The sequence below is a fragment of the Pseudomonas sp. G.S.17 genome, assembly GCF_038096165.1.
In the GTDB taxonomy this organism is placed as follows: Bacteria; Pseudomonadota; Gammaproteobacteria; order Pseudomonadales; family Pseudomonadaceae; genus Aquipseudomonas.
The window spans coordinates 4,657,173-4,682,483 of record NZ_CP151076.1; the positions used below are offsets into that span (position 1 = coordinate 4,657,173).

Sequence of the window (25,311 nt, forward strand, 5' to 3'; positions counted from 1 at the left end):
ACTGGCAGCACGACTTTCGTCATGCCCAGAGCATCGCCCGCCGTGATGCTATTGAATGGATCAGGCCGGTCTCCGGGCTCATGAGCGGGAAAATCCCGACTGTGCGCCTTCCCATGTCCTTGCGGACACAGTGGCATGAAGCACAGCTTCACTCATCTACCGTTGCGGGGGCAGCACCGGGATTGGTCGCCATGGGCGTCCTTACCGGTTTCCCTGTTTCACTCAAGCAATCCGGGGATTTTGAGCACCTGAAACAAAGGGCGCAGGTTAGAGCGTTGAGGTTTGAGCGTCAATCAACTCAGCATCGGGTTGAACCTCGAAAGCCCAGACTTCTCTATCTATTACTGGACCACTGCCCGTTATGGAGATCGATCATGTTTACGCTCAGACCACAGTTCGCGGTTTTGCTACTGGTTGCGGGAGGCCTGGCGGCCTGCGGCGAATCTTCGACCCTGCAAGTCACCGACGGCACCGGGCCGTCCCCCAAGTTGCCGGAACCGAACAAGACGCTGATCCCGACCGTCAACATAGCGCCGGCGGTGGGCTGGGAAAAAGACGCCAAGCCTATCGCCGCCAAAGGCACGCAGGTCGCCGCTTTTGCCGAGCATCTGGACCACCCGCGCTGGCTGTACGTGCTGCCTAATGGCGACGTGCTGGTAGCGGAAACCAATTCGCCGCCCAAGCCTGACGATAATAAAGGCGTTCGCGGCTGGGTTATGGGCAAGGTCATGGGCCGCGCCGGCGCCGGTGTTCCAAGCCCGAATCGCATCACCTTGCTGCGCGACAAGGACCACGACGGCGTTGCCGAAACCCGCACGGTATTCCTGGAAAACCTCAACTCGCCGTTCGGCATGACGCTGGTGGGCAACAAGCTGTATGTGGCCGACACCGACCGCCTCATCAGCTTCCCGTATCAGGAAGGCCAGACCTCGATCAGCGCGCAGCCGACCAAAGTCGTCGATCTGCCCGGCGGCACGCTGAATCACCACTGGACCAAGAACGTTATCGCCAGCAAGGACGGCAGCAAGCTGTATGTGACGGTCGGCTCCAACAGCAACGTCGCCGAGAACGGCCTGGCCGCCGAAGAAGGTCGCGCGGCGATCTGGGAAGTGGACGCCGCGAGTGGCTCCCACCGCATCTTTGCGTCGGGCTTGCGCAACCCCAACGGCATGGATTGGGAACCCACCACCGGCAAACTCTGGACGGCGGTCAACGAGCGTGACGAAATCGGCAGCGATCTGGTGCCGGATTACATCACCTCAGTGCAGGACGGGGCTTTCTACGGCTGGCCGTTCAGCTACTATGGCCAGCATGTGGACGTGCGCGTGACGCCGCAGAATCCGGAATTGGTGGCCAAGGCCATCGCCCCGGACTACGCAGTCGGTCCGCATACCGCGTCACTTGGCCTGGTGTTCGCCGATGGCAAGACGTTGCCGGCGCCGTTCAATGAAGGCGTGTTCATCGGCCAGCATGGCTCCTGGAACCGCAAACCGCACAGCGGCTACAAAGTCCTGTTCGTGCCATTCAGCGGCGGCAAGCCAAGCGGCGCGCCGATTGACCTGCTGACCGGCTTCCTGAATGCCGACGAAAAAGCCCAGGGTCGCCCGGTCGGCGTGGTCAATGATCATCAGGGTGGTTTGCTGGTGGCGGATGACGTGGGGAACAAGATCTGGCGGGTGACTGCGGCGACGGCGCAATAAATCAATACCTGTGCAGACTGTGTGGGAGCAAGCTTGCTTGCGAAGGCGATGGAGCAGACGGCGGAACAGCGTCTGAACCGGCCGACCTCTTCGCGAGCAAGCTCGCTCCCACAGGACAGCCGATAGGCAATCTTTCTTACGGATTACGCGCCAGACTCGACGGCTGAATCACGCGCTTGGCGTTCAGGTAAGCGCGCTGCCAATACGGCTTGTCGAGGCTGTCCAGCTTGACCGTGCCGCCCGTGGCTGGCGCATGCACGAAACGCCCTTCCCCGACGTAAATCCCCGCATGGCTGACCTGCGAACCACCGCCAGTGGCGAAGAACACCAGGTCGCCGGTCTGCAATTGTTCACGGCCCACGTTCGGCGCACGCATGCCGATCATGTCGCGGGTCGAACGAGGCAGCGCAATGCCTGCCGCGTCACGGTAGACGTAACCGATCAGACCGCTGCAATCAAAACCGGAATCAGGAGTGTTGCCGCCCCAGTGATAAGGCGTGCCGACCAGACCGAGAGCGCGAAACATCACGTCTTCGATAGCCGGGGAGAAAACTTCGGGGGGCGCCGCAAGCACCGGGCGCTGAACGATCCGGGGCTGAGGAGGCGGAGGCGCGCTGGCGCACGCGCCGAGCAAGGCAGCAAGAGTAATGACCGCGAGGCGTATCGTAATCGACATGGATACAACAACCTGAGCTGGATGCGGCTGCTTGCCGAGGGCGCTAAATGAGCAAAACAGGCTTATAGCCTGTTTTTGCGTAACACGGTAGCAATTACTTGTGGCGCTTGAGCGTAGTCGTGGTCATTGCAGTTGTCTGCGGCGCGATATTTGGCGATTCCATCGCCAGGGCACGCTTGGCCTCGATGAACGTCTTGCTCCAGTACACATCGTCCAGGCTGTCGACGCGAACACCACCACTGCGACGGCTGCTGGAGTGAATGAACTGATTGTCGCCCAGGTAGATGGCTGCGTGGCTGACGCGACCGCGACCGGCAGTGCTGAAGAACAGCAGATCGCCCGGCTCAAGGTCGTCGCGTTTAACCAGTGGCGCATCGATATTGATCATGTCGCGAGAGGAACGCGGCAGGCTCATGCCGGCTTTCTCCCGGAAGAGGTAACCGATGAAACCGCTGCAATCGAAACCGGTGCTGGTTGAGGTGCCGCCGAAACGGTAGCGGGTACCGATCAGGGATTTGCCACGCTCAAGGATGCTGTCAGCCAGGACTGGCAGCTGATAAGGCTTGTTGTCGGCAAACTGAGCCAGTTCGGCTTCAGTGGCCAGTTCTTCCTGCAACACCGAGCGATCGGAGCGGCTTACGGAGGACTGCGCAGTGATCTGCGTCTTGTACTGCTGTTGCTGCGTATCTTGTTGAGATACCGGCATGTTGGCCGAGCAACCGAACAGTAGTGATACGAGTGCGAGAGGCACGAGGGGTGCGAAGCGAGCTAGCATGGGCACAACCGTGGCTGACTGTTAAGGTGGCGAGACTATGCCAACTATGATCCTCATTTGCAAATTCAATCGAACTATATGTGACTTACCAGTTCGCTCATGACATGTACCGCCCGGCACTGCAAAAAAGCGTCCATCTGCGGACTCTGGTCGGTAGGCGTCAAATTAATCTCCGCCGTAAAACCGCCGCAAACCCTTGTCCTGAACAGGGGTTCATGGATGTAGGGGAAGCTTGCAGTGGTGCCTATGCTCAACACCGCATCAAAGCCTTTTGCCATCTCTTGATGCAGGGTTTCCAGCGCCAGCTCCGGCAGCATTTCCTCGAATAAAACGACGGACGGTCGCAGAATGCCACCACAGCGACTGCACAGCGGCGGCAACGGCCGGTCCAAGTTGGCAGTCCATTGTGGGTCTTGCGCAGCGCATGATTGGCAATAAACAGGTGCCAGCTGACCATGAATCTCGATCAGACGCTCCGGCGGGCTGCCCGCAGCGCGATGATAACCATCGACATTTTGCGTCAGCACCCAGCACTCGGGCTTCTTGCGTTGCAGCTCGGCGATGGCGTAATGCGCTTCATTGGGCTGCGCCCCGAGGCAGGCCTTGGCCAGTTGCGCGATGTATTTCCAGCACAGGGCAGGATCACGACGCAGCATCGGCCCGGACAGGGCCATTTCTATCGGCAGACCGTCGGCAGTCTTGTCGTTGTACAGGCCGCCAACACCACGATAAGTCGGCAAACCGGAATCGGCAGACAGCCCGGCGCCGGTGATGATCAGAATTCGCCGGGCATGTCGCAACGCTGCTGCAACCTGCGACACCAACGCCTGATCTACCACCCCAGCGTCTCTTTGAGAAACGGAATGGTCAGCTTGCGTTGCGCCTGCAAGGAAGCCTGATCGAGGCGCTCAAGCAGCTCGAACAACGCGCTCATGCTGCGTGTGCCGCGCGTCAGGATGAAATGCCCGACCTCATCGGTCAGGTGCAGCCCGCGTCGCGAGGCACGCAGTTGCAGGGCGCGCAGTTTGTCTTCGTCCGACAGGCCACGCATCTGGAACACCAGAGCCATGGTCAGGCGCGATTTTAGATCGGGGAGTTTGACCGGCAGTTCGCGAGGCGATTGCGACGCCGCGATCAACAGACGACGTCCGCTGTCACGCAGCCGGTTGAACAAGTGAAACAAGGCTTCTTCCCACTCGGGCTTGCCGACCACCGCTTGCAGGTCGTCCAGGCACACCAGTTCGTATTGCGCGAGGTTGTCGAGGAGCTCGACCCCTTCATCAATGACTTCCGCCAGCGGCAGATAAACCGCCGGCTCGCCCATCTGTTCGAAGCGCAGGCACGCGGCCTGCAACAGATGCGTGCGTCCTACGCCGTCCTTGCCCCAGAGATAAATCAGGCTTTCGGTCCAGCCTGCGTCGGCTTCGCACAGCCGCTCCACGTAGCCGAGTGCGGCGGCGTTGGCGCCTGGATAGTAATTGATGAAGGTGGCGTCATCACGCAGACGCACACCGAGGGGCAGCTGAATCGGTTTCATGCTGGCTGAACAGCTCATGTGAGCCGTTAGGGGCCTCTGTGTAAAGTGTGCAAAGTTTATACCCGTGACGCTGGGCACACAATGCGCGAGACCATAAGGAAAATCAAAGGTTTGCGTGCTTTGCGAGGTCGCCGAACAATTGCCGGGACAAATCCTGCAATAAAAAAGGACGTGGGCACTCGTCGTGCGCCACGTCCTTCGCGATGCAGCAATTTGCCCTACAACTCAGGGTCGCCCATGCCGCCGTAGATGTCCGAGTCCTTATAGAGGTCATGAACATGGCGCACCAGAACCATGATCACCGCCGCCACCGGCAGCGCGAGGAGGATGCCGGTAAAACCGAACAGCTCGCCGCCCGCGAGGATCGCGAAAATCACTGCCACCGGATGCAGGCCGATGCGATCACCCACCAACAGCGGCGTGAGCACCATGCCTTCCAGCGCCTGACCGACCATGAACACCGCAACGATGCCCATCATTGGATACAGGTCGCCGCCGAACTGGAACAGCCCGGCAATCAATGCCGCGCCGATCCCGATCACGAAGCCCATATAAGGCACGATGGCCGCCAGTCCGGCGATCACGCCGATCAACAGGCCCAGTTCCAGGCCAACCAGCATCAGCCCCGCCGCGTAGATCACGCCCAGCGCCACCATCACCAGCAACTGGCCACGGATGAATGCGCCCAGCACTTCATGACATTCGCCCGCCAGCTTGACGATCTGGCCTTCGCGGTGACGCGGCAGCAGGCTGCGCAGCTTGCCCATCATCACGTCCCAGTCGCGCAGCAGGTAAAAGCAAACCACCGGGATCAGCACCAGATTGGTGATCAGGCCAATCAGCGCCAGACTCGACGCGGTCGCCTTGGACAGGACGATACCGACGATGTCGCCGGTCTGGCCCATGTGCTCGGAGATCGCCGCCTTGACCTTGTCGAACTTCCAGAAACCATCGGCAAGGCCGAACTTGGCCTGCGCCCACGGCAATGCCGTGTGCTGCAGCCAGTCGAGCATTTGCGGCGCCAGCTCATACAGACGAAACAACTGCTTGGCCAGCATCGGCACCAGGATCAGCAGCAACGCCAGCATAATCAAGGTGAACAGGGTAAACACCGCAACCACACTCAAGGTCCGCGACAATCCGGCCTTTTCCAGGCGATCCGCCAGCGGGTCGCCCATATACGCCAGCAGCAGCGCTACCAGAAACGGCGTCAGGATCGCGTGCAACAGGTAAACAAACAGCAACAGCAGGACAATCCCGCCGAGCCAAAACCAGCGCCGTGTATCAGTCATCAAAGTTCCTCAACTTCATAAAATGCAGCAGTGTTTGAAACAGACCGCCACTTACCAGCGGAAGTGCAATTGTGGTCCTGTCGCCGGAACGATCATCGGCGCGGCGCCCGGTGCAGCGGTCATACCGTCGACTGGCGCGGCAGCTACCGGTGCTGGTGCAACCTCTGCGGCCGGCACTTCCTGCAACTTGGCCAGGGACAACTGCGAACGCAGTTGATCGGCGTTGGCGCTGACGTCATAGGTGATCCGATCACCATCGACCGATTTGAGACGCGCGCCAAAAGGCTCAAGCAGACGCATCAACTGTGCGTAACGCTCCAGGTTCATGCCCTGCACCTCCAGCGACAAACCGCTGGCAGCGCCGGGCTTGACCACGAAGCGCGGCGCCAGACGCTGGCTAACCGCCAACAGCACGGCATCAGCCAATGCGTCGGAGGTCGCGCCCGTGGCGGTGCCTTGTTCGCGTTGCTCGCCCAGCCACAAACGCCATTTGCCCTGCCACTGGCCACCTTCTTCCTTGGCGTGCACCGCCAGCAACGCGTCGGCGCCATAACGTTCGGACGCCTCCTTGAGCGGCGTCGCATCGCTGCCTTCAAGATTTTTTGCGGTGCCGACGCCTTGCTCGCCAAGATCGGCCAGCGGCAGGCGCAACGGCAAGCCACGATGCTGGGCCGCACGCCGCAGCGGCTCGGCAGCGCTCTGACCGTCGCCGACCAGATTCGAGCCATCGATTGCATCATTCAGCCACCAGCCAAGAATGGTCGGCCGATTGCTGCCCCAGATCGGCAGACCGGCCTGGCGCAGCGAACGGTCAGTGCTGGCGGGATCGAAATCCACCAGCAGCGATTCCGGCGGACCGGCCTCGTAGCCGAACTGGCTGATGATTTGTTGCGGATTCTTGCGCAGCTCGGCCAGCGCCGGGCCTTGCACTGACTTGGTGTCGCCGGTGAGGCGCAACACCAGCGTATCCAGCGCCGCCTGGGTAGCGCGGGTGCGCTCATCCGGCGTCTGGCCGCTGACGGGCTCGCGCACCTGATAAAGATTGTTGACGGTTTCGGCGAAGCTCGGCAGGCAGATGAACGACAGGCAGCCGGCGAAGAATATTTTTGAGAGACCCATGGACAGTTCCCGAACAGAAAAGCGGCAGAAAAATAACCGTAACTAGATGGCTGGCTTGCCTGAGACCGCAGAGCAAGGCCATTCATTCAAATTCAAGATGCAGGCTACACCTTATAGAGGCCTCGCCAAACGAGCCAGAGCGCTCCGGACCCGGTTTATTTTGTATCGATCAAGCCTGCCCGTCGGCCTAAGGATGGCCGCTGCCGCCCAAGCCTGATAAAATCGCGCGCCTTCGCAGACTGGCGATGGTGGCGGCCCGAAAAACTGCATTGCACGCAGGTGCAGTTTTCCAGTGGCCCCGCCGTTTCCGTCGATCCCACCCGAATCCCCCCTAAAGGCCTGGATTATGAGCAAGCAACCCTCCCTGAGCTACAAAGACGCCGGTGTAGACATCGACGCCGGCGAAGCATTGGTCGAACGCATCAAGAGCGTTGCCAAGCGCACCAAGCGCCCGGAAGTCATGGGCGGTCTGGGTGGCTTCGGCGCCCTCTGCGAAATCCCGGCTGGCTACAAGCAGCCTGTGCTGGTTTCCGGCACCGATGGCGTCGGCACCAAGCTGCGCCTGGCCTTGAACCTGAACAAGCACGACACCATCGGCATCGATCTGGTCGCCATGTGCGTCAACGACCTGGTGGTGTGCGGCGCCGAGCCATTGTTCTTCCTTGATTACTACGCGACCGGCAAGCTCAACGTCGAAACCGCTACCCAGGTAGTGACCGGCATCGGCGCTGGCTGTGAACTGGCGGGCTGCTCGCTGGTAGGCGGCGAAACCGCTGAAATGCCTGGCATGTACGAAGGCGAAGACTACGATCTGGCCGGTTTCTGTGTTGGCGTCGTAGAAAAAGCCGACATCATCGACGGTTCCAAGGTCGCTGCCGGTGATGCCCTGCTCGCCCTGCCGTCTTCCGGTCCGCACTCCAACGGTTACTCGCTGATCCGCAAGATCATCGAAGTGGCCGGCGCCGACATCGAAAACATCCAGCTCGACGGCAAGCCGCTGACCGAACTGTTGATGGCCCCAACGCGCATCTACGTCAAATCCCTGCTGAAACTGATCAAGGACACTGGCGCGGTAAAAGCCATGGCCCACATCACCGGCGGCGGTCTGCTGGACAACATCCCGCGCGTGCTGCCAAAAGGCGCACAAGCTATCGTTGACGTCGCCAGCTGGCAGCGTCCAGCGGTGTTCGACTGGTTGCAGCAGCAAGGCAACGTGGCCGAAAACGAAATGCACCGCGTGCTGAACTGCGGCGTGGGCATGGTCATCTGCGTCGCTCAAGAGCACGTTGAAACCGCGTTGAACGTACTGCGCGAAGCCGGCGAGCAGCCTTGGGTGATCGGTCAGATCGCAACCGCTGCCGAAGGCGCTGCACAAGTCGAGCTGAAAAACCTCAAGGCGCACTGATGCCTGCGACCTGTGATGTGGTGGTGCTGCTCTCCGGCACCGGCGGCAACCTGCAAGCCATGATCGACAGCTTCAAGGACGGGAATCATCCCGTCCGCATCCGCGCGGTGATCTCCAACCGCGCCGATGCGTTCGGCCTGCAACGCGCCCGCGATACAGGCATCGAAGCCTGCGTTCTCGACCACAAGGCTTATGACGGTCGCGAGGCCTTCGACGCCGCACTGATCGAACTGATCGATACCTTCCAGCCGCAACTCGTGGTGCTGGCCGGTTTCATGCGCATCCTCAGTGCCGGATTCGTCCGGCATTATCAAGGTCGCCTGCTGAACATCCACCCTTCCCTGCTTCCTCTCTATAAAGGCTTGCACACCCATCAACGGGTGCTGGAGGCTGGCGATGCCGAGCACGGCTGCAGCGTGCACTTCGTCACTGAGGAACTCGATGGAGGACCGCTGGTCGTACAGGCAGTAATTCCGGTAGAGTCCGACGACTCTGCGGCAAGTCTGGCTCAACGCGTTCATGCCCAGGAACATCAGATTTATCCGCTGGCCGTCCGCTGGTTTGCCGAAGGCCGCTTGAGCCTTGGCGAAGAAGGTGCATTATTGGACGGTCAGTTACTCGCGGCTCATGGCCACTTGATACGAACCTAGGAGATATTATGCGTCGCGCTTTGCTGTTCGCTTTCGCTTTGCTCGCACTGCCTGCCGCTCACGCCGCAGACCTGCAACCGTTCTCCGCCAGCTATACCGCCGACTGGAAGCAATTGCCCATGAGCGGCACTGCCGAGCGCAGCCTGGCGGCAGGCCCGAACGGAACCTGGACCTTGAATTTCAAGGCTTCCATGATGATTGCCAGCCTGACCGAAGTCAGCACGCTGAAGGTCGACAAAGACGTACTGCTGCCACAAACCTACAATTTTGAACGTGGCGGCCTGGGCAAATCCAAGAAGGTCGACCTGGTGTTCGACTGGTCCACCAAGTTCGTGACCGGCACCGATCGCGGTGATGCGATCAAGCTGCCACTCAATCGCGGCATTCTCGACAAATCGACTTACCAGCTGGCCCTGCAACATGATGTGGCCGCAGGCAAGAAGAGCATGAGCTATCAGGTCGTTGACGGCGATGAAGTCGACACTTACGACTTCCGCGTGCTGGGCTCGGAAAAGGTCGCCACCAAAGCGGGCCAGGTCGATGCCATCAAGGTCGAGCGCGTACGCGACCCGACACAAAGCAAGCGCATCACCGTCCTCTGGTTCGCCAAGGATTGGGATTACCTGCTGGTTCGCCTGCAACAGGTCGAAACCGACGGCAAGGAATACAACATCATGCTGCAAGACGGCACGGTGAATGGCAAAGCGGTCAAAGGCAGCTGATTCGTCAGCCCTTCAACGCTGCACCAAGCCCCGCTTTTTTAGCGGGGTTTTTTATGGGCGCCGTTGGCGAGGCTTGCCCGCGAAGGCGTCATCTCCGGCGATAAAAGTGTCGAATGAAATACCGATTCGCGGGCAAGCCTCGCTCCAACGGAATTGATCCGGCTTTTGATTTTCGCTTTTCCTGCCGCTATCTGGCAGACACCGCCAAACGCGCGTCGGGAGGCTGAGCGCAGATGGTTTCGTCCTTTTGCCGAAACAAAAGGACTCGACCGTCAGGGCGAAACCTCAATACGCCGCACCGCGAATGCTGTTGGTGCCACCCATTTAGAAGCGCGGCGCCGGTGATAAATGGTGGTTTCCAGGAGCGCAACGACCACATGAAAAAACCTTCATTTACCCGAAAATCCCCCACAACCCAGACAATTCAAGGCCTGCGGCATTCCCTCCATTTGCGCAACAAACTCTTGCCCGTCCTGGCTATTTACTCAGGAACCTAACAAATCCTATAACAGAGACCTGCGACACATCGCCGCAGCCTCAAGTCAGGAGCCTGAACCATGACCGTACGAGTTACTGAACGCGACGACGCCCATATCTCTCACGAGACCATCGCTGATGGCATTCAGATCTGGGATGTACACCAGCAAGATCAGTTGGTAGGGATGTTTCATGTCGAGTCCGACGCCCAGCGTTACAAGGCTGAGCTCGAAGAACTGGAAAGCAGACGCAACCAGTAAGACGCACTTTCAGAATCGCTGCAAAACAAAACCCGCACTTGGCGGGTTTTGTTTGTTTGGCATTTACCACATCAGATCATCAGGGATCTTGTAGGCCGCGTACGGATCATCGCCATCGACTTCTTCAGTCGGCTCACTGAGCAAGACGATGCGTCGTGGATCGCGTTCCTGGATCTTCAGCGCCGCTTCCCGGGGAATGACTTCGTAGCCGCCGGCGTGATGCACGATGGCCAGCGAACCGCTGCTCAGCTTGCTGCGCATCAGGCTGTTGACCGAAAGGCGTTTGACCTTCTTGTCATCGACGAAATTGTAATAATCCTCGGTGGTCAGCTTCGGCAGGCGCGACACTTCGATCAGTTGCTTGATCTGCGCGGCGCGGGCCTTCTGCTCGACCTTCTCCTGCTGCTGGCGATTGAGTTCCTGATCGCGCTTGGCCTTTTCGGCCATGGCTTCCTGGGCGGCACGCTTTTGCGAGTCGTCGATCTCGATATGGCCTTTGTGGGCCAGACGCTGTTCTTTCTGCTTGTCTTTGCCGACCTGTTTGGCCTGCTTTTGGTTAACCAGACCTGCCTTGAGCAACTGGTCGCGTAGGGAAAGGCTCATTGTCTACTCACTTATGCAGATACACCGGGCTCAGCCACAGCTGGGCGCGTTCTTTTCCTGACGTTTGGCTTCGCCCCAGAGAGCGTCCATTTCTTCGAGGGTGCAATCTTCGATGGGACGATGGGTCTGGCGCAATGCCTGTTCGATAAATCGGAAGCGACGCTCGAATTTTGTGTTAGCCGAACGCAAGGCGCTTTCTGGATCAACCTTCAAATGCCGGGCAAGATTGACGGCGGCAAACAGCAGATCACCGACTTCTTCGGCAATCGCCTCGGCATCGTTGCTGGCCATGGCTTCAAGGACTTCATCCAGCTCTTCGCGAACGTTGTCCACCACCGGCAGCGCGGCAGGCCAGTCAAAACCCACCCGCGCGGCGCGCTTTTGCAACTTGGCGGCACGGGACAAGGCTGGCAATACCGCCGGCACATCATCGAGCAAGGACAGCTGTTCAGGCACAGCGGCCTTATCGGCGCGCTCCTCGGCCTTGATCTCTTCCCAGCGCTGCTTGACCTGCTCTTCACTCAAGCGCGGGGTTTCCAGCGGCGCGTACAAATCGCCGGTTGGGAACACGTGGGGATGGCGGCGGATCAGTTTGCGGGTGATCCCGTCGATCACACCGTCGAACTCGAAGCGCCCTTCTTCCCTGGCCAGCTGGCTGTAATACACCACCTGAAACAGCAAATCGCCAAGCTCGCCCTTTAGATCATCAAAGTCGCCGCGCTCGATGGCGTCGGCCACTTCGTAGGCTTCCTCAAGGGTGTGCGGCACGATGCTGGCGTAATTCTGCTGCACATCCCATGGGCAACCGAACTGCGGATCGCGCAGCCGGGCCATGAGGTGGAGCAGGTCGTCGAGAGTGTGCATTGGGGTTTCCAATTCTTTATTTACGGAACGTCCTTCGCGAGCAAGCTCGCTCCCACACAGACTGTGTGAAAACGTCACGAGCGATGACAAGACAAGGCAAAAACAGGCGAAAAAGCGGAGTCTAGGTGTTCTAAATGAGCATTTTTCGCCTGTTTTTAACGCAGTATTGTCGAGCGCAGTAGTTTTCACACAGTCTGCACAGGTGCCAGGTGGTTTCTGTGGGAGCGAGCTTGCTCGCGAATGGGCCGCCCATACGGCTCAAGGCGTCCGGTTACGCCGCGTCTCGATAATATTTGGCAACTGGGAAATCCGCCCCAGCAAACGCCCCAATGCATCCAGACCCGGGATCTCGATGGTCAGCGACATCAATGCGGTGTTGTCTTCCTTGTTCGAGCGGGTATTGACCGCCAGAACGTTGATCCGCTCGTTGAGCAGGACCTGGGAAACGTCACGCAGCAAACCGGAGCGATCGTAGGCACGGATGATGATATCCACCGGATAGGTGAGCACCGGGATCGGTCCCCAGCTGACCTGGATAATCCGTTCCGGCTCGCGACCGCCCAGCTGCAGCACCGATGCGCAATCCTGGCGGTGAATGCTCACGCCACGGCCCTGGGTGATGTAACCGACGATGGCATCTCCCGGCAGCGGCTGGCAGCAACCGGCCATTTGCGTCATCAGGTTGCCCACGCCCTGAATCTGGATGTCGCCGCGCTTGCCAGGCTTGTAGCCAGTAGCCTTGCGCGGCACCAGTTCGATCTGCTCGTTGCCGCGTTCCGGCTCGACCAGTTGCTGCGCCAGGTTGACCAGTTGCGTCAGGCGCAGATCGCCCGCCCCCAGGGCCGCGTACATGTCTTCAGCGGTCTTGAGATTGGCTTTTTCCGCCAGCCTGTCGTAGTCCACCGCAGGAAAGGCCAGACGCGCCAGCTCCCGCTCAAGCAAGGTTTTACCCGCCGCGACGTTCTGATCCCGGGCCTGCAATTTGAACCAGTGAACAATCTTGGCCCGCGCCCGCGAGGTGGTGATGTAGCCCAGGTTCGAGTTCAGCCAGTCGCGGCTCGGCGTGCCGTGTTTGCTGGTGATGATCTCGACCTGTTCACCGGTCTGCAGACTGTAGTTGAGCGGCACGATGCGGCCGTTGATCTTCGCGCCACGGCAGTTATGGCCGATCTCGGTATGCACCCGATAGGCGAAGTCCAGCGGCGTCGCGCCCTTGGGCAGGTCGATGGCGTGGCCGTCCGGGGTAAAGACGTAGACCCGATCCGGTTCGATATCGACGCGCAGCTGTTCAGCCAGACCGCCGATATCACCCAGTTCTTCGTGCCATTCCAGCACCTGACGCAGCCAGGAGATTTTCTCCTCGTAATGATTGGAGCCGGATTTGACGTCGGTGCCTTTATAGCGCCAGTGGGCACAAACCCCGAGTTCGGCTTCTTCATGCATCGCGTGGGTGCGAATCTGCACCTCCAACACCTTGCCTTCCGGCCCGATGACGGCGGTGTGCAGCGAGCGATAGCCGTTTTCCTTGGGGTTGGCGATGTAGTCGTCGAACTCTTTCGGAATGTGTCGCCACAAGGTATGCACGATACCCAGCGCGGTATAGCAGTCGCGCATTTCCGGGACCAGCACACGCACGGCGCGCACGTCGTAGATCTGGCTGAATTCCAGACCCTTGCGCTGCATTTTGCGCCAGATCGAATAGATGTGCTTCGCCCGGCCACTGATGTCGGCGGTAACGCCGGTCGCCAGCAGCTCGTTTTCCAGCTGGGACATCACGTCGCTGATGAAGCGCTCGCGATCAAGGCGGCGCTCATGCAGCAGCTTGGCGATCTGTTTGTATTGTTCGGGCTCAAGGTAGCGGAAGGACAAATCCTCCAGCTCCCATTTGATGTGGCCGATACCCAGGCGGTGCGCCAATGGCGCATAGATGTCGAAGACTTCCCGGGCAACGCGGTTGCGTTTTTCCTCGTCGGTATTCTTCACCGCGCGGATGGCGCAGGTCCGTTCGGCCAGTTTGATCAAGGCCACGCGGACGTCGTCGACCATGGCCACGAGCATCTTGCGCAGGTTTTCCACCTGCGCCTGACTGCCCAGCACCAAAGACTGGCGCGGGCTGAGGCTGGCACTGATGGCGGCCATGCGCAGCACGCCGTCGATCAGTTTGGCCACGGTCGCGCCGAAGCGCTGCTCGACATCGGGCAGCGGAATCTTGCCTTCGCGCACGGCACGGTAAAGCACCGCCGCAACCAGCGAGTCCTGATCGAGCTTGAGGTCGGCCAGGATCTCGGCAATCTCCAGACCAGTCTGGAAACTCGAGGTACCTTCGGCCCAGCGATTCTTTGAAGCGTTGTCCTGTTGCTCGGCGTTGCGGGCAAACTCACAGGCCTCTTTCAAGGCTTGTCGATCCAAAATCAGGTCGACGCTGACCACATGATCCAGCCATGCGTCGAGGTTGATACTGCCGTCTGTGTTTATCGGCTGGTGTGCTCTCACCTGTACCATGTCGCTTACCTTCCCTACGGCGCGATGAATAGCGCCTAAAGTCGCTGGCCTTCTTGAGCGAACACTCCTTGCCGGGCAAGCAAGGACTGGCATTCGCGGGCCAGTCGGATTAAACGAGACTCCATGTGAACCGCTGACTCAATTCCCTAAGCCGCTGCTCACTTACTCGCTTCAAATAAAGCCATCGCCTCGACATGAGCTGTCTGTGGAAACATATCGAGGATTCCGGCACGTTTTAATCGGTAGCCCTGTTTGACCAATTCGACAGTATCGCGCGCCAAAGTTGCCGGGTTACATGACACATAGAGCAACCGTTCGGCACCTAATGCCTTGAGCTTGCGTACCGCCTCGAAAGCACCGTCACGCGGCGGGTCCAAGAGTACCGCAGAAAAGCCCTCTGCGGCCCAGTTCGCTTGTGCCAGCGGCTGGGACAAATCCGCCTGAAAAAAGGCTACGTTGTGCAGATCATTACTTATTGCATTGGCCGACGCACGCTCGACCATGGTCGCGACACCTTCGACTGCAACCACTTCCCGGGCCAGTCGGGCCAGGGGTAACGCAAAATTGCCCAGACCACAAAACAGGTCCAGAACGCGCTCGTCGGACTTGGGTGCGAGCCAGTCCAGAGCCTGCTCGATCATCGCGGTATTGATCGCCGCGTTGACCTGAATGAAGTCTCCCGGCCGGTAAGCCAGGTCCAGATTCCAGGGTTCCAGACGATAGCCCAAAGCCTGTGCAGCGTCCGTCGGTTGCGGATCGCCTTCGCCATGCAGCCAGAGTTGCGCGTCATGGTCTTTGCAGAACGTTTGCAGGGTTGCCAGATCGGCATCGGCCAGCGGCGCGGTGTGGCGCAGCAATACAGCCGTGGAAGAACCACTGAACAGCTCGACATGACCCAGCACCTGCGGTTTGCGGAAGCTTCTCAGCATCGCCGGCAATTGCATCATGATCGGTTGCAAGGCCTGTACCAGCACCGGGCATTCTTCGATGGAAACGATGTCCTGACTGGCAGCGGCCCGAAAGCCGACATCCAGGCGTTTGGCCTTGGCATCCCAGCGCACCGCGACCCGGGCGCGTCGCCGGTAGGCGAATTCGGCACCGGTCAAAGGCGCCGCCCACTCTTGCGGCTCGACACCGGCCACTCGCTGCAATTGCTCGGCAAGCATGCGCTGTTTCAGGGCGAGCTGTTCGCTGTGGGGCAGATGCTGCACGCTACAGCCACCGCAGCGGCCGAAATGCACGCAAGGTGCCGGACGGCGCATGGCGCTCGGCTGGAATACCCGCTCAGTGCGCGCTTCGACGACCTTGCCGTGGGCGTTGAGCACCCGCGCTTCAACTTCTTCACCGGCCAGACTGCCGGCGACGAACCAGGTTCGCCCGTCGAGAAACGCAATACCGCGCCCGTCGTTGGACAGACGCTCGATGGTCAGCCGCTGTTTTTTTCCGGTGGGGATCTGCGTCGCCCGAACACCGCCTGCTGGTTGGAAGCGCAGGCCTCTTTCATGTTTGGCCATCAGTTGGGCGCGTCGTAGACGCCGGTCGACAAGTAACGGTCGCCACGGTCACAGATGATCGCGACCATGACCGCATTTTCGACTTCACGAGACAGACGCAACATGCCCGCGACCGCACCGCCGGAGGAAACGCCGCAGAAGATGCCTTCTTCGCGCGCCAGACGACGCATGGTGTCTTCGGCTTCGGCCTGGGCCATATCGAGAATGCGATCAACCCGGTCAGCCTGATAGATGCGCGGCAGGTATTCTTCCGGCCAGCGACGAATACCCGGAATCGCGGCGCCTTCCATGGGTTGCAGACCGACGATCTGCACCTGTGGATTTTGCTCTTTCAGGTAACGGGAAACGCCCATGATGGTGCCGGTGGTGCCCATGGAACTGACGAAATGGGTAATGGTGCCGCCGGTCTGCCGCCAGATTTCCGGGCCGGTGCTGGTGTAGTGCGCCTCGGGATTATCGCCGTTGGCGAACTGATCGAGCACCTTGCCGCGACCTTCGTTCTGCATGCGTTCAGCCAGGTCGCGGGCGCCTTCCATGCCCTCTTCCTTGCTGACCAGAATCAACTCGGCGCCATAGGCGGTCATCGCCGCCTTGCGCTCGGCGCTGGAATTGTCGGGCATGATCAGAATCATCCGGTAACCCTTGATCGCCGCAGCCATGCCCAGGGCGATGCCGGTATTGCCGGAAGTCGCTTCAATCAAGGTGTCGCCGGGGTGAATCTGCCCGCGCAATTCAGCGCGGGTAATCATCGACAGCGCCGGACGGTCTTTCACGGACCCAGCCGGGTTATTACCCTCCAGCTTGAGCAGAAGAATATTACTGGTATCGCCCGCCATACGTTGCAGACGCACAAGCGGGGTGTTGCCGACGCAATCGGCAATGGTTGGGTACTGCAGGGTCATGGCGTATTCGCAATCCAGACTGCGGGGGCGCCTATCATAACGGCAAACGCCAAAACCCCATATCACGCAAAGTGCGGGGGTTATCGCTAAAAGGAATAAGGCGCTATGCCGCGCCGCTATTCGTTGCAAGGCTTGTCTGCGAACTTGGATATCCAACGGGTGCGATACTTGCAAATCATCGTGGGACCGGATTTATCCGGGAAGGGGCCGGCTCAGACAACCTAGCTGATGGGTTTTCGCGGCTGGCTAAGGTTCTATTGCTTTTTGAATTGGGTAGCAACAACAGCATTTGCGGTGCGGCTTATAGAGGTTTCGCCCTGACGGTCGACCCCCTTTGTTTCGGCAAAGGGGGGAAACCATTCTGCGCTGACGTCCGGCCCCTGCTTCGCAGCGGTTCCTTCGCTCCGGTGTCGTGGTGGGGCGACGCGCCGACGCGCCATCCCTGGCGCAACGGCGCTCGCTCGGCATCCATGCCGAGCGCACCCCACCACGACACCTCCACTCAGCCTCCCGACGCGCGTTTGGCGGTGTTTGCAACATCTTCGTACGGAAAAGCGAGATCAAAAGCCTCAGTTCTTCGCCAACAACCGCATCTTCAATCGCAACCCGCCTTCGATGTTCTCCGCCCACAACATCCCGCCCTGCAGGGCCAGGGAGTTGCGGGCGATGCTCAGGCCGAGGCCGAAGCCTCCATTGCCGGGGCGGGAGCCGTCCAGGCGAGTGAAGGGCGCAAATATTCGCTCCAGTTCGCCCTCGTCCACCCCGCCGCCCTGATCGTCGAGCCAGAGTTGCCAGAATTCCCCGTCATGCTTGCCACTGAGGCGCACGATGCCTTGCGGCGGTGAATGACGAATGGCGTTGCGCAGAATATTTTCCAGCGCCTGAGCCAGGGTATTGAGGTGGCCACAGACCCAGCAATCGGCGTCGAGATCGCACTGCAGCTGGGCGGCGGGCCAGCCGCTTTCGAAACAGGCGTTCTCGGCGAGCATTTCCCAGAGCGCCAGTACCTGAATGTCTTCCTTGGGCAGTTGCTGACGCTCGGTGTCGAGCCAGGCCAGTTGCAAGGTGTCATCCACCAGACGCTGCATGCCGTCCACCTCACGGCCGAGGCGCCCCCGCAAATCGACGAGGCTTTGCTCACTCTCGCAGGCCACCCGCAAGCGGCTCAAAGGGGTCCGCAATTCATGGGACATGTCGCGCAACAGTTGCTGCTGGACAGTCACGGTGCTGTACAGCCGTTCGGCCATTTGATCGAAGGCGCGGCTCAATTCACCGAGTTCGTCCTGACGATTGGTCATCTGGCTGGACAAGCGTTGCGCCAATTGGTCGGCATGCCAGGCGTTGGCCTGGGCGCGCAGGTGATTGAGCGGCTGGATCAGCAAGCGATACAACCCCACGCACAGCAGCAGGGTAAAGACCCCAGGAATCACCCCATTGGTCAGCACCCGCCAGAGCATCACGTAATGGCCCGGCACGAAGCGTTTGGGCAACTCAATGACCAGGCTGCCCGCCGTGGGGTCCATGGGAAACGGGATTTTCAGCCAGGGCGTGGTCCGCGAGCGACTGCTGGTGGGCCAGTCCAGGCCGCGCAAAAAAGTCATGTGCTGGCTGTCGACTTCGCTCAGCGGATAGCTGCTCAACGATTGCAGATCAGCGCCGATCACCCCGACCCAGCCGCTTTCGCTGCGACCGACCTGCTGCAGCCAGGCGTCGACGCCGGCCTGCTGCCCGGTGACCCAGGCGCGTTCGGCCTCGGCGGCGTAATCGGTCAGGGTGGAGCGAGCTTCGTCGGACAGATACGCGTTGCGCTTTTCGGCGTAGCGACCCCAGGTCAGGCTCAGCCAGATCATCAACAGGCAAAAACCAACCAGCAGGAACGCCAGCTTCCAGAACAGCGAATGTTTGCCCGGTAGACGGGAAAAGGACTCAATCATCGGCTTGTGCAGCAGTCAGCACATAACCTTTGCCCCATACCGTCTGCACCTGTCGTTCCAGATAGCCGATGCCCTTGAGCTTGCGGCGGATCTGGCTGATGTGCATGTCCAGGCTGCGATCATGCTGGGCATAACCGCGCTGCAACACATGCTGATAAAGGAAGGGTTTGCTCAGCACGTCTTCGGGATTACGCCACAGGGTTTCCAGCAAGCGATATTCACTGCGGGTCAGATCGCCGCGACGTTGCTCAAAGCTGACATCGTACAGCGCCTCGTCGAACACCAGCTCGCGACTGCCCTGCCCCGGCAATTTCACCGGCGCCGGCGCATGGCGGCGTTCCAGGGCGACCCGGCGCAGGATCGCTTCGATACGCACGCGCAACTCGGCCATGCTGAACGGTTTGGGCAGGTAATCGTCGGCGCCGTTGCGAAAGCCGGTAATGCGGTCGGTTTCCGCGCCCAATGCCGACATCAGGATCACCGGCAAGCTATGACTGCGGCGCAGATGAGTCAGGATCTCCAGCCCGCTCATGCCCGGCAGCAGGATATCCATCAGCACCACGTCAAATGGCTGGCTTTGCGCCTGGACAAGTCCCTGGCTGCCGTTCTGCTGCCAGGTCACCTGAAAACCGCACCGGCCCAACTGCTCATGCACATAAGCGCCGAGCACCGGGTCGTCTTCTATAACCAGGATGTTGGGGAGGTGAATGGTTTCGGGATTCATTATCTTTCGCGACTAATTCTCAATCGCCGATTATTCAAGATTGACGGGGGATGAGCAAGCAGGCTGAAGGCTGTTGACGTATGGCAGGTCCATGCCTGACGTGTGGCGCTGTAAGATGCCGAGATTGCAGGCGCTCAAAATCGCTACACTGCGTGAGTATTGGCCTGCGCCGATGCTGAACCGAGTCTGGACATCCTGGCCTGCTGGAGAAAGAGCGTGCTGAACAAGCTGGGCATCAAAGGCCGCGTACTGCTGCTGACCATCCTGCCCGCCAGCCTCATGGCTGCGGTACTGGGCGGCTATTTCACCTGGATGCAGCTCTATGACCTGCAAAACCAGTTGCTGCAGCGCGGGGAAATGATTTCCGAAGAACTGGCGCCGCTGGCAGCACCCGCGCTGGGTCGCAGCGACAAGGTTTTGCTGGAGCGCATTGCCGTTCAGACCCTGGAACAGACCGATGTGCGTTCGGTGTCGTTCCTCAGCCCGGAACGCGAGATCCTCGCCCATGCCGGGCCGAGCATGATCAACGAAGCACCCATCGGCAGCGCCACGCACCTGCTGCAACGCTCGGGCAACGATGCGACGCGCTATCTGTTGCCAGTGTTTGGCCGCCAACGGCATTTGACCGGCGCCATGGTGCCCGAAGAAGCGGATCGCCTGCTGGGTTGGGTAGAGCTGGAACTGTCCCACACCGGCACCTTGTTGCGCGGGTATCGCAGCATGTTTGCCAGCCTGTTGCTGATCGCTGCCGGCCTGGCACTGACCGCCATGCTCGCGTTGCGTATGAGCCGCACGATCAACGTGCCGATCACCCGCATCAAGCAGGCCGTGGCCCAACTCAAGGACGGCAATCTGGAAACCCGCCTGCCGCCGCTGGGCAGTCTGGAACTGGACGAACTGGCCTCGGGCATCAACCGTATGGCCGCCACGTTGCAGAACGCTCAGGAAGAACTGCAACACAGCATCGATCAGGCCACCGAAGACGTCCGGCAGAATCTGGAAACCATCGAAATCCAGAACATCGAGCTGGACCTCGCCCGCAAAGAAGCCCTTGAGGCCAGCCGCATCAAGTCCGAATTCCTCGCCAACATGAGCCATGAAATCCGCACGCCGCTCAATGGCATTCTCGGTTTCACCCACCTGCTGCAGAAAAGCGAGCTGACCCCGCGCCAGTTTGATTACCTGGGCACCATCGAAAAATCCGCCGACAGCCTGTTGAGCATCATCAACGAGATTCTCGACTTCTCGAAGATCGAAGCCGGCAAGCTGGTGCTCGACAATGTGCCCTTCAATCTGCGTGACCTGCTGCAGGACACCTTGACCATTCTCGCCCCGGCCGCCCATGCCAAGCAGCTTGAGCTGGTGAGTCTGGTGTATCGCGATACGCCGCTGTCGTTGCTGGGTGACCCGTTACGGCTCAAGCAGATCATGACCAATCTGGTCAGCAACGCCATCAAGTTCACCCGCGAGGGCACCATCGTCGCCCGGGCCATGGTCGAAGACGAAACCGAAGACAGCGCGCAGTTACGCATCAGCGTGCAGGACACCGGCATCGGCCTTTCCAGCCAGGATGTGCGCGCGCTGTTCCAGGCCTTCAGCCAGGCGGACAATTCGCTGTCGCGGCAGCCGGGCGGCACCGGGCTGGGACTGGTGATTTCCAAACGCCTGATCGAGCAGATGGGCGGCGAGATCGGCGTGGACAGCACCCCCGGCGAAGGCTCGGAATTCTGGATCAGCCTCAATCTGCCCAAGGCACGGGACGATATCGAAGACCTGCCAGCGCTGCCATTGCTCGGTTTGCGCGTCGCGGTCCTGGAACACCACGACCTGGCGCGCCAGGCACTGGAGCATCAACTCGAAGACTGCGGCCTGGACACGCTGGTGTTCAATAATCTGGAAAACCTGCTCAACGGCGTGACCGCTGCGCACCAGACTCCGGCAGCCATCAGCCTCGCGGTGCTGGGCATCACGGCCCACGAACTGCCGCCGGAACGCCTGCGCCAGCACATCTGGGATCTGGAAAACCTCGGCTGCAAAGTTCTGGTGCTGTGCCCGACCACCGAACAGGCGCTGTTTCAGCTGTCGGTGCCGGATATCTATACCCAACTGCAGGCCAAACCGGTCTGCACCCGCAAGCTTCGCCGCACCTTGTCTGAACTGATCATGCCCAAGGTCATTCGCAGCGATGCCGTCGAACCGCTGTCCAGCCGACCTCCGCGCTTGCTGTGCGTGGACGATAACCCGGCGAACCTGTTGCTGGTCCAGACGCTGCTGGAAGACATGGGCGCAGAAGTGGTCGCCGTCGACAGTGGTTATGCTGCGTTGCAAGCGGTGCAGGCCGACACCTTTGATCTGGTGCTGATGGACGTGCAGATGCCGGGCATGGACGGTCGCCAGGCCACCGAAGCCATTCGCGCATGGGAAGTCGAGCGCCAGAGCTCATCGCTGCCCATCGTCGCCCTCACGGCTCACGCCATGGCCAACGAGAAGCGCGCCCTGCTGCAAAGCGGCATGGACGATTACCTGACCAAGCCCATCAGCGAACGGCAACTGGCCCAGGTGGTGCTCAAATGGACGGGGCTGGCCCTGCGCAATCAGATGCCGGAGCCGCGCGCCGAGAAAGCCCGAGGCAGCGCCGATCTGGACGTCCTCGATAATGAAGAAGGCCTGCGCCTGGCCGCCGGCAAGCCTGATCTGGCGGCCGACATGCTGGCCATGCTGCTGGCCTCCCTGGAAAGCGACCGCGAAGCGATCCGCACGGCACGGGAAACGGATGACCATGCCGGTCTGATCGAACGGGTCCACCGCCTGCATGGCGCGACTCGATACTGCGGAGTTCCACAGTTACGTGCCGCATGTCAACGCAGCGAAACCCTGCTCAAGCAAAATGCCCCGGAAGTCCATGAGGCTCTGGACAACCTGGAAAAAGCCATCAACCGCCTGACCATCGAGGCGCGGGTGAGTGTTTGAGGCGCGCTGCCGGAATCAATGTGTGGGAGCGAGCTTGCTCGCGAATAGAGCAGTCGATTCAAAACTTCCGAGCCTGAAACGGGGTCTTCGCGAGCAAGCTCGCGCCCACAAACCAAGGAACCCTCTACCTTCATGCACACCCTTATTTTCAGCAGCCAGACCTACGACCGCGACAGCTTTCTCGCCGCGAAACTGCCCGCCGAACTGAAACTGCACTTTCAACCGGCGCGCCTGACTGTGGAAACCGCGGCGCTGGCAGACAAGCATCCGGTGGTATGTGCGTTCATCAACGATGACTTGAGCGCGCCAGTGCTGGAACGCCTGGCTGCGGGCGGCACAAAACTGATTGCCTTGCGCTCGGCGGGCTATAACCACGTCGATCTGCCTACCGCGCAGAAGCTGGGGATCAGTGTGGTTCGCGTCCCGGCCTACTCGCCCCACGCCGTAGCCGAACATGCCGTTGCCTTGATTCTCGCGCTGAATCGTCATCTGCACCGCGCCTACAACCGCACCCGCGAAGGGGATTTCAGTCTGCACGGGCTGACCGGATTCGATCTGGTCGGCAAGACCGTGGGCGTCGTCGGCACCGGGCAGATCGGCGCGACGTTCGCGAAAATCATGGCGGGTTTCGGCTGCAAGCTGCTGGCCTACGATCCGTACCCCAATCCGCAAGTGCAGGCACTGGGTGCCGAATACGTGAGCCTGCCGCAACTGCTGGCCCAGGCGCAGATCATCAGCCTGCACTGCCCGCTAACCGAGCAAACCCGACACCTTATAAATGAAGCGTCGCTGGCCACCCTGCAAACCGGGGCGATGCTGATCAATACCGGACGCGGCGCGCTGGTCGATACCCCGGCACTGATCGAGTCGCTGAAAAGCGGGCAACTGGGCTACCTGGGGCTGGATGTCTATGAAGAAGAAGCGCTGTTGTTCTTCGAAGACCGCTCCGACCTGCCGTTGCAGGACGATGTCCTGGCCCGTTTGCTGACCTTTCCCAACGTGATCATTACCGCTCATCAGGCGTTTCTGACTCAGGAAGCACTGGGCGCCATCGCGCAGACCACGCTGGACAACATCGCCGCCTGGGCCAATGGCGCTGCGCAGAATCTGGTGGTCGGTTAACAGGGACAGCGCGCGTCGAACGCATGTTAGGATGCGCGCAATTTGGAGGACCCCATGGCCGAACACGATTTTCGCTACAGCATGCTCAACCCGCAACACACCCTGACCGAGTGCCGCACCCTGGCGCCCGGTCGCTATCAAGTCACCGGTAATGGCGGCTCGATTCACGACAACGATCAGTTGCTGGTGACCATCAAGGGCAGCAAAACCCTGCACATGCGCCTGACCGTCGCCAAGGTGCGGCACTTGATCAACCCGCCCGGCCAATGGATTGCCGTGGCCAGCGGTCCGGTGTTCGACGAGCTGGCGATCCATCAGTGGAAGGTCAACTGCGACAGTTGCGCCACCGTGCTGGATTTCGAGTTCATGGTTGACGCCAAACAAGGGGTCTCGGCGCAAAAACCGGCTGCCGCTGCACGCATTGCCGAGTTGGGCTGGAAAACCGTCGGCGAGAAACACTTGTGCAAGAAGTGCCAGGAGAAAGCCGCATGAAACAGCTGGCTTTCCTGGGGCTGATTGGCGGCGCGTTGCTGGTCGGTTGTGCGGCTCAGCCGCTGCCCATCAAACAGGATCAAAGCTATGTGCTGGAGTGGATCGGTGAGCGGCCGTTGATCGACAGCAGCCATTTGACCATGACCCTCGGCGCGGACGGTCGCGCCTACGGCACGGGCGGCTGTAACCATTGGTTCGCGTCGTACACCCTGGACGAAAAAAGCATCAACTTCGGCCCCGTGGGCAGCACCCGCAAACTCTGCCCGCCGGCCTTGATGGAACAGGAACAGCGTTTCCTGCAGGCATTGGACAAAGTCCAGCGCTGGGACATCTCACCCATCGATCAACTGCGCCTGTGGCCCGCCGAAGGCAAGCCGCTGCGGTTTTGGGAAGAGAGCTGATTGAGATACGCAGGACCAGCTTTAGCCGGGAGGGCGCAAGGTCTGACGACGCGACTGTTGTGAATGTACCTGACTCCTCCCGGCTGAAGCCGGTCCTGCGGGATATGAACAATCACGCGGTATATCTGGCCCACCGAGGCGCCTGATTCGCGGGCAAGCCTCGCTCCCGCAGGCGTTGGAGCTACCCCTCCCCACGCAACGCCTTCAACCGCTGCGCAACACCGGCCGAGGTTTGTTCGCCCAGCAGTTGCTCACGCAGCTTGCCCTTGTCGTCGATGATGTACGTCACCGGCAAGGCTTCGCTGGGCGGCAGTTCGTAGCGTTCGGCGGGGTCCTGAGCCAGGACAGTGAACTTGATACCCAACGCGTTGCTTGCCGTTTTCAGGTCTTCGCCTTGCAGGTTGTCGAAGTTGACGCCGAGTACGCTGACCTGTTGATCCTTGAGCTGCTCGGACAAGGCGTTGAGTTCCGGAATTTCCGTACGGCACGGGCCACACCATTCGGCCCAGTAGTTAATGACCAGCCAATGCTTGTCGATGCGATTGCTCGCCACTTTCTGGCCATTCTGGTCCACGCCCAGATCCGCGCCGCAGCCGCCCAGTAACAGGCTGCCGACAATCATCACTATTGCTGCCAATCGCCTTGCCATGTTTTCCCCCACTGCCTTCGA

Annotated in this window: 23 protein-coding genes and 1 riboswitch; of the genes, 9 read left to right on the top strand and 14 right to left on the bottom strand. The window is 60.2% G+C overall.

Translation table 11 applies throughout. The features are described 5' to 3' along the window. Nucleotides 1-45 precede the first annotated feature (45 nt). Nucleotides 46-267, bottom strand: a riboswitch (cobalamin riboswitch). Nucleotides 268-374: 107 nt separating this feature from the next. Further along, on the top strand, nt 375-1,700 hold the full coding sequence (locus AABC73_RS21700) for a sorbosone dehydrogenase family protein (protein ID WP_341520897.1): 1,326 nt from the start codon (nt 375-377) through the stop codon (nt 1,698-1,700). Between the two features lie 136 nt (nt 1,701-1,836). Here AABC73_RS21700 and AABC73_RS21705 read toward each other — a convergent pair whose 3' ends face one another. The 6 genes from AABC73_RS21705 to AABC73_RS21730 all read right to left on the bottom strand — a co-directional run bounded on the left by AABC73_RS21705 (nt 1,837) and on the right by AABC73_RS21730 (nt 7,099). After that, entirely contained in the window at nt 1,837-2,376 is a 540-nt protein-coding gene (locus AABC73_RS21705) for a C40 family peptidase (protein WP_331150263.1), read from the bottom strand. A gap of 94 nt (nt 2,377-2,470) precedes the next feature. Further along, nucleotides 2,471-3,151 carry a C40 family peptidase gene (locus tag AABC73_RS21710; protein WP_341520898.1) on the bottom strand — a complete coding sequence of 227 codons (681 nt, stop codon included), beginning with the start codon at nt 3,149-3,151 and terminating at the stop codon, nt 2,471-2,473. A gap of 74 nt (nt 3,152-3,225) precedes the next feature. Further along, nucleotides 3,226-3,990: an NAD-dependent deacylase gene (locus AABC73_RS21715; protein ID WP_341520899.1), complete on the bottom strand. Its 765-nt coding sequence runs from the start codon at nt 3,988-3,990 to the stop codon at nt 3,226-3,228. Continuing rightward, entirely contained in the window at nt 3,984-4,688 is a 705-nt protein-coding gene (gene hda, locus AABC73_RS21720; protein ID WP_065832059.1) for a DnaA regulatory inactivator Hda, read from the bottom strand. Before hda ends, AABC73_RS21715 begins: the two co-directional genes overlap by 7 nt. A gap of 218 nt (nt 4,689-4,906) precedes the next feature. Next, nucleotides 4,907-5,980: an AI-2E family transporter gene (locus AABC73_RS21725; RefSeq protein ID WP_341520900.1), complete on the bottom strand. Its 1,074-nt coding sequence runs from the start codon at nt 5,978-5,980 to the stop codon at nt 4,907-4,909. Between the two features lie 51 nt (nt 5,981-6,031). Next, nucleotides 6,032-7,099 (bottom strand): DUF2066 domain-containing protein, encoded by a 1,068-nt coding sequence (locus tag AABC73_RS21730; RefSeq protein ID WP_341520901.1) that lies wholly within the window; start codon nt 7,097-7,099, stop codon nt 6,032-6,034. 346 nt (nt 7,100-7,445) lie between these two features. Here AABC73_RS21730 and purM point away from each other — a divergent pair, with 346 nt between their 5' ends. The 4 genes from purM to AABC73_RS21750 all read left to right on the top strand — a co-directional run bounded on the left by purM (nt 7,446) and on the right by AABC73_RS21750 (nt 10,613). Continuing rightward, nucleotides 7,446-8,504, top strand: a complete 1,059-nt coding sequence (purM, locus tag AABC73_RS21735; protein ID WP_341520902.1) for a phosphoribosylformylglycinamidine cyclo-ligase — start codon at nt 7,446-7,448, stop codon at nt 8,502-8,504. After that, the gene (purN, locus tag AABC73_RS21740) at nt 8,504-9,154 is read left to right on the top strand and encodes a phosphoribosylglycinamide formyltransferase (RefSeq protein WP_341520903.1); all 651 of its coding nucleotides are present in this window, start codon (nt 8,504-8,506) and stop codon (nt 9,152-9,154) included. Before purM ends, purN begins: the two co-directional genes overlap by 1 nt. A gap of 8 nt (nt 9,155-9,162) precedes the next feature. Next, complete coding sequence (locus AABC73_RS21745) at nt 9,163-9,876, top strand: DUF3108 domain-containing protein (RefSeq protein WP_065832064.1); 714 nt, start codon at nt 9,163-9,165, stop codon at nt 9,874-9,876. A gap of 557 nt (nt 9,877-10,433) precedes the next feature. Further along, a complete protein-coding gene (locus AABC73_RS21750) occupies nt 10,434-10,613 on the top strand; it encodes a hypothetical protein (RefSeq protein WP_020289123.1) in 180 nt (59 codons plus the stop codon). Nucleotides 10,614-10,676: 63 nt separating this feature from the next. Here the strand turns inward: AABC73_RS21750 and AABC73_RS21755 are convergent, their stop codons facing one another. The 7 genes from AABC73_RS21755 to AABC73_RS21785 all read right to left on the bottom strand — a co-directional run bounded on the left by AABC73_RS21755 (nt 10,677) and on the right by AABC73_RS21785 (nt 19,656). Then, the gene (locus AABC73_RS21755; protein WP_341520904.1) at nt 10,677-11,216 is read right to left on the bottom strand and encodes a DUF2058 domain-containing protein; all 540 of its coding nucleotides are present in this window, start codon (nt 11,214-11,216) and stop codon (nt 10,677-10,679) included. 30 nt (nt 11,217-11,246) lie between these two features. Continuing rightward, nucleotides 11,247-12,080 carry a nucleoside triphosphate pyrophosphohydrolase gene (gene mazG, locus AABC73_RS21760; protein ID WP_341520905.1) on the bottom strand — a complete coding sequence of 278 codons (834 nt, stop codon included), beginning with the start codon at nt 12,078-12,080 and terminating at the stop codon, nt 11,247-11,249. 258 nt (nt 12,081-12,338) lie between these two features. Continuing rightward, nucleotides 12,339-14,582 carry a GTP diphosphokinase gene (gene relA, locus AABC73_RS21765; protein ID WP_341520906.1) on the bottom strand — a complete coding sequence of 748 codons (2,244 nt, stop codon included), beginning with the start codon at nt 14,580-14,582 and terminating at the stop codon, nt 12,339-12,341. A gap of 158 nt (nt 14,583-14,740) precedes the next feature. Then, a complete protein-coding gene (gene rlmD / locus AABC73_RS21770; protein WP_341520907.1) occupies nt 14,741-16,096 on the bottom strand; it encodes a 23S rRNA (uracil(1939)-C(5))-methyltransferase RlmD in 1,356 nt (451 codons plus the stop codon). After that, the gene (gene cysM, locus AABC73_RS21775) at nt 16,096-16,998 is read right to left on the bottom strand and encodes a cysteine synthase CysM (protein ID WP_341520908.1); all 903 of its coding nucleotides are present in this window, start codon (nt 16,996-16,998) and stop codon (nt 16,096-16,098) included. The genes rlmD and cysM overlap by 1 nt, the downstream gene beginning before the upstream one ends. A 569-nt stretch (nt 16,999-17,567) precedes the next feature. Beyond that, nucleotides 17,568-18,932 carry a sensor histidine kinase gene (locus AABC73_RS21780; RefSeq protein ID WP_341520909.1) on the bottom strand — a complete coding sequence of 455 codons (1,365 nt, stop codon included), beginning with the start codon at nt 18,930-18,932 and terminating at the stop codon, nt 17,568-17,570. Continuing rightward, entirely contained in the window at nt 18,925-19,656 is a 732-nt protein-coding gene (locus tag AABC73_RS21785) for a response regulator transcription factor (RefSeq protein ID WP_341520910.1), read from the bottom strand. Before AABC73_RS21785 ends, AABC73_RS21780 begins: the two co-directional genes overlap by 8 nt. A 216-nt stretch (nt 19,657-19,872) precedes the next feature. On the opposite strand from AABC73_RS21785, the gene AABC73_RS21790 reads away from it, so the two are divergent. The 4 genes from AABC73_RS21790 to AABC73_RS21805 all read left to right on the top strand — a co-directional run bounded on the left by AABC73_RS21790 (nt 19,873) and on the right by AABC73_RS21805 (nt 24,641). Further along, nucleotides 19,873-22,626, top strand: a complete 2,754-nt coding sequence (locus tag AABC73_RS21790; protein WP_341520911.1) for a response regulator — start codon at nt 19,873-19,875, stop codon at nt 22,624-22,626. A gap of 132 nt (nt 22,627-22,758) precedes the next feature. Next, on the top strand, nt 22,759-23,748 hold the full coding sequence (locus tag AABC73_RS21795) for a 2-hydroxyacid dehydrogenase (RefSeq protein ID WP_341520912.1): 990 nt from the start codon (nt 22,759-22,761) through the stop codon (nt 23,746-23,748). Between the two features lie 54 nt (nt 23,749-23,802). After that, nucleotides 23,803-24,240, top strand: a complete 438-nt coding sequence (locus AABC73_RS21800) for a hypothetical protein (protein WP_331150278.1) — start codon at nt 23,803-23,805, stop codon at nt 24,238-24,240. After that, nucleotides 24,237-24,641 carry an META domain-containing protein gene (locus AABC73_RS21805; RefSeq protein WP_341520913.1) on the top strand — a complete coding sequence of 135 codons (405 nt, stop codon included), beginning with the start codon at nt 24,237-24,239 and terminating at the stop codon, nt 24,639-24,641. The genes AABC73_RS21800 and AABC73_RS21805 overlap by 4 nt, the downstream gene beginning before the upstream one ends. Before the next feature lie 181 nt (nt 24,642-24,822). On the opposite strand, the gene AABC73_RS21810 is transcribed toward AABC73_RS21805, so the two are convergent. Continuing rightward, nucleotides 24,823-25,290: a TlpA disulfide reductase family protein gene (locus AABC73_RS21810; protein ID WP_341520914.1), complete on the bottom strand. Its 468-nt coding sequence runs from the start codon at nt 25,288-25,290 to the stop codon at nt 24,823-24,825. Nucleotides 25,291-25,311: the final 21 nt, after the last annotated feature.

Excerpts from the sequence above, each read along its gene's own strand:
- rlmD (WP_341520907.1), bottom strand. The coding sequence starts at position 16,096 with ATGGCCAAACATGAAAGAGGCCTGCGCTTCCAACCAGCAGGCGGTGTT.
- AABC73_RS21810 (WP_341520914.1), bottom strand. The coding sequence starts at position 25,290 with ATGGCAAGGCGATTGGCAGCAATAGTGATGATTGTCGGCAGCCTGTTA.
- AABC73_RS21700 (WP_341520897.1), top strand. The coding sequence starts at position 375 with ATGTTTACGCTCAGACCACAGTTCGCGGTTTTGCTACTGGTTGCGGGA.
- AABC73_RS21710 (WP_341520898.1), bottom strand. The coding sequence starts at position 3,151 with ATGCTAGCTCGCTTCGCACCCCTCGTGCCTCTCGCACTCGTATCACTA.
- hda (WP_065832059.1), bottom strand. The coding sequence starts at position 4,688 with ATGAAACCGATTCAGCTGCCCCTCGGTGTGCGTCTGCGTGATGACGCC.
- AABC73_RS21745 (WP_065832064.1), top strand. The coding sequence starts at position 9,163 with ATGCGTCGCGCTTTGCTGTTCGCTTTCGCTTTGCTCGCACTGCCTGCC.
- AABC73_RS21805 (WP_341520913.1), top strand. The coding sequence starts at position 24,237 with ATGAAACAGCTGGCTTTCCTGGGGCTGATTGGCGGCGCGTTGCTGGTC.
- AABC73_RS21795 (WP_341520912.1), top strand. The coding sequence starts at position 22,759 with ATGCACACCCTTATTTTCAGCAGCCAGACCTACGACCGCGACAGCTTT.
- AABC73_RS21785 (WP_341520910.1), bottom strand. The coding sequence starts at position 19,656 with ATGAATCCCGAAACCATTCACCTCCCCAACATCCTGGTTATAGAAGAC.
- cysM (WP_341520908.1), bottom strand. The coding sequence starts at position 16,998 with ATGACCCTGCAGTACCCAACCATTGCCGATTGCGTCGGCAACACCCCG.
- AABC73_RS21725 (WP_341520900.1), bottom strand. The coding sequence starts at position 5,980 with ATGACTGATACACGGCGCTGGTTTTGGCTCGGCGGGATTGTCCTGCTG.
- purN (WP_341520903.1), top strand. The coding sequence starts at position 8,504 with ATGCCTGCGACCTGTGATGTGGTGGTGCTGCTCTCCGGCACCGGCGGC.
- AABC73_RS21780 (WP_341520909.1), bottom strand. The coding sequence starts at position 18,932 with ATGATTGAGTCCTTTTCCCGTCTACCGGGCAAACATTCGCTGTTCTGG.
- AABC73_RS21730 (WP_341520901.1), bottom strand. The coding sequence starts at position 7,099 with ATGGGTCTCTCAAAAATATTCTTCGCCGGCTGCCTGTCGTTCATCTGC.
- AABC73_RS21755 (WP_341520904.1), bottom strand. The coding sequence starts at position 11,216 with ATGAGCCTTTCCCTACGCGACCAGTTGCTCAAGGCAGGTCTGGTTAAC.
- purM (WP_341520902.1), top strand. The coding sequence starts at position 7,446 with ATGAGCAAGCAACCCTCCCTGAGCTACAAAGACGCCGGTGTAGACATC.
- mazG (WP_341520905.1), bottom strand. The coding sequence starts at position 12,080 with ATGCACACTCTCGACGACCTGCTCCACCTCATGGCCCGGCTGCGCGAT.
- AABC73_RS21800 (WP_331150278.1), top strand. The coding sequence starts at position 23,803 with ATGGCCGAACACGATTTTCGCTACAGCATGCTCAACCCGCAACACACC.
- AABC73_RS21705 (WP_331150263.1), bottom strand. The coding sequence starts at position 2,376 with ATGTCGATTACGATACGCCTCGCGGTCATTACTCTTGCTGCCTTGCTC.
- AABC73_RS21750 (WP_020289123.1), top strand. The coding sequence starts at position 10,434 with ATGACCGTACGAGTTACTGAACGCGACGACGCCCATATCTCTCACGAG.
- relA (WP_341520906.1), bottom strand. The coding sequence starts at position 14,582 with ATGGTACAGGTGAGAGCACACCAGCCGATAAACACAGACGGCAGTATC.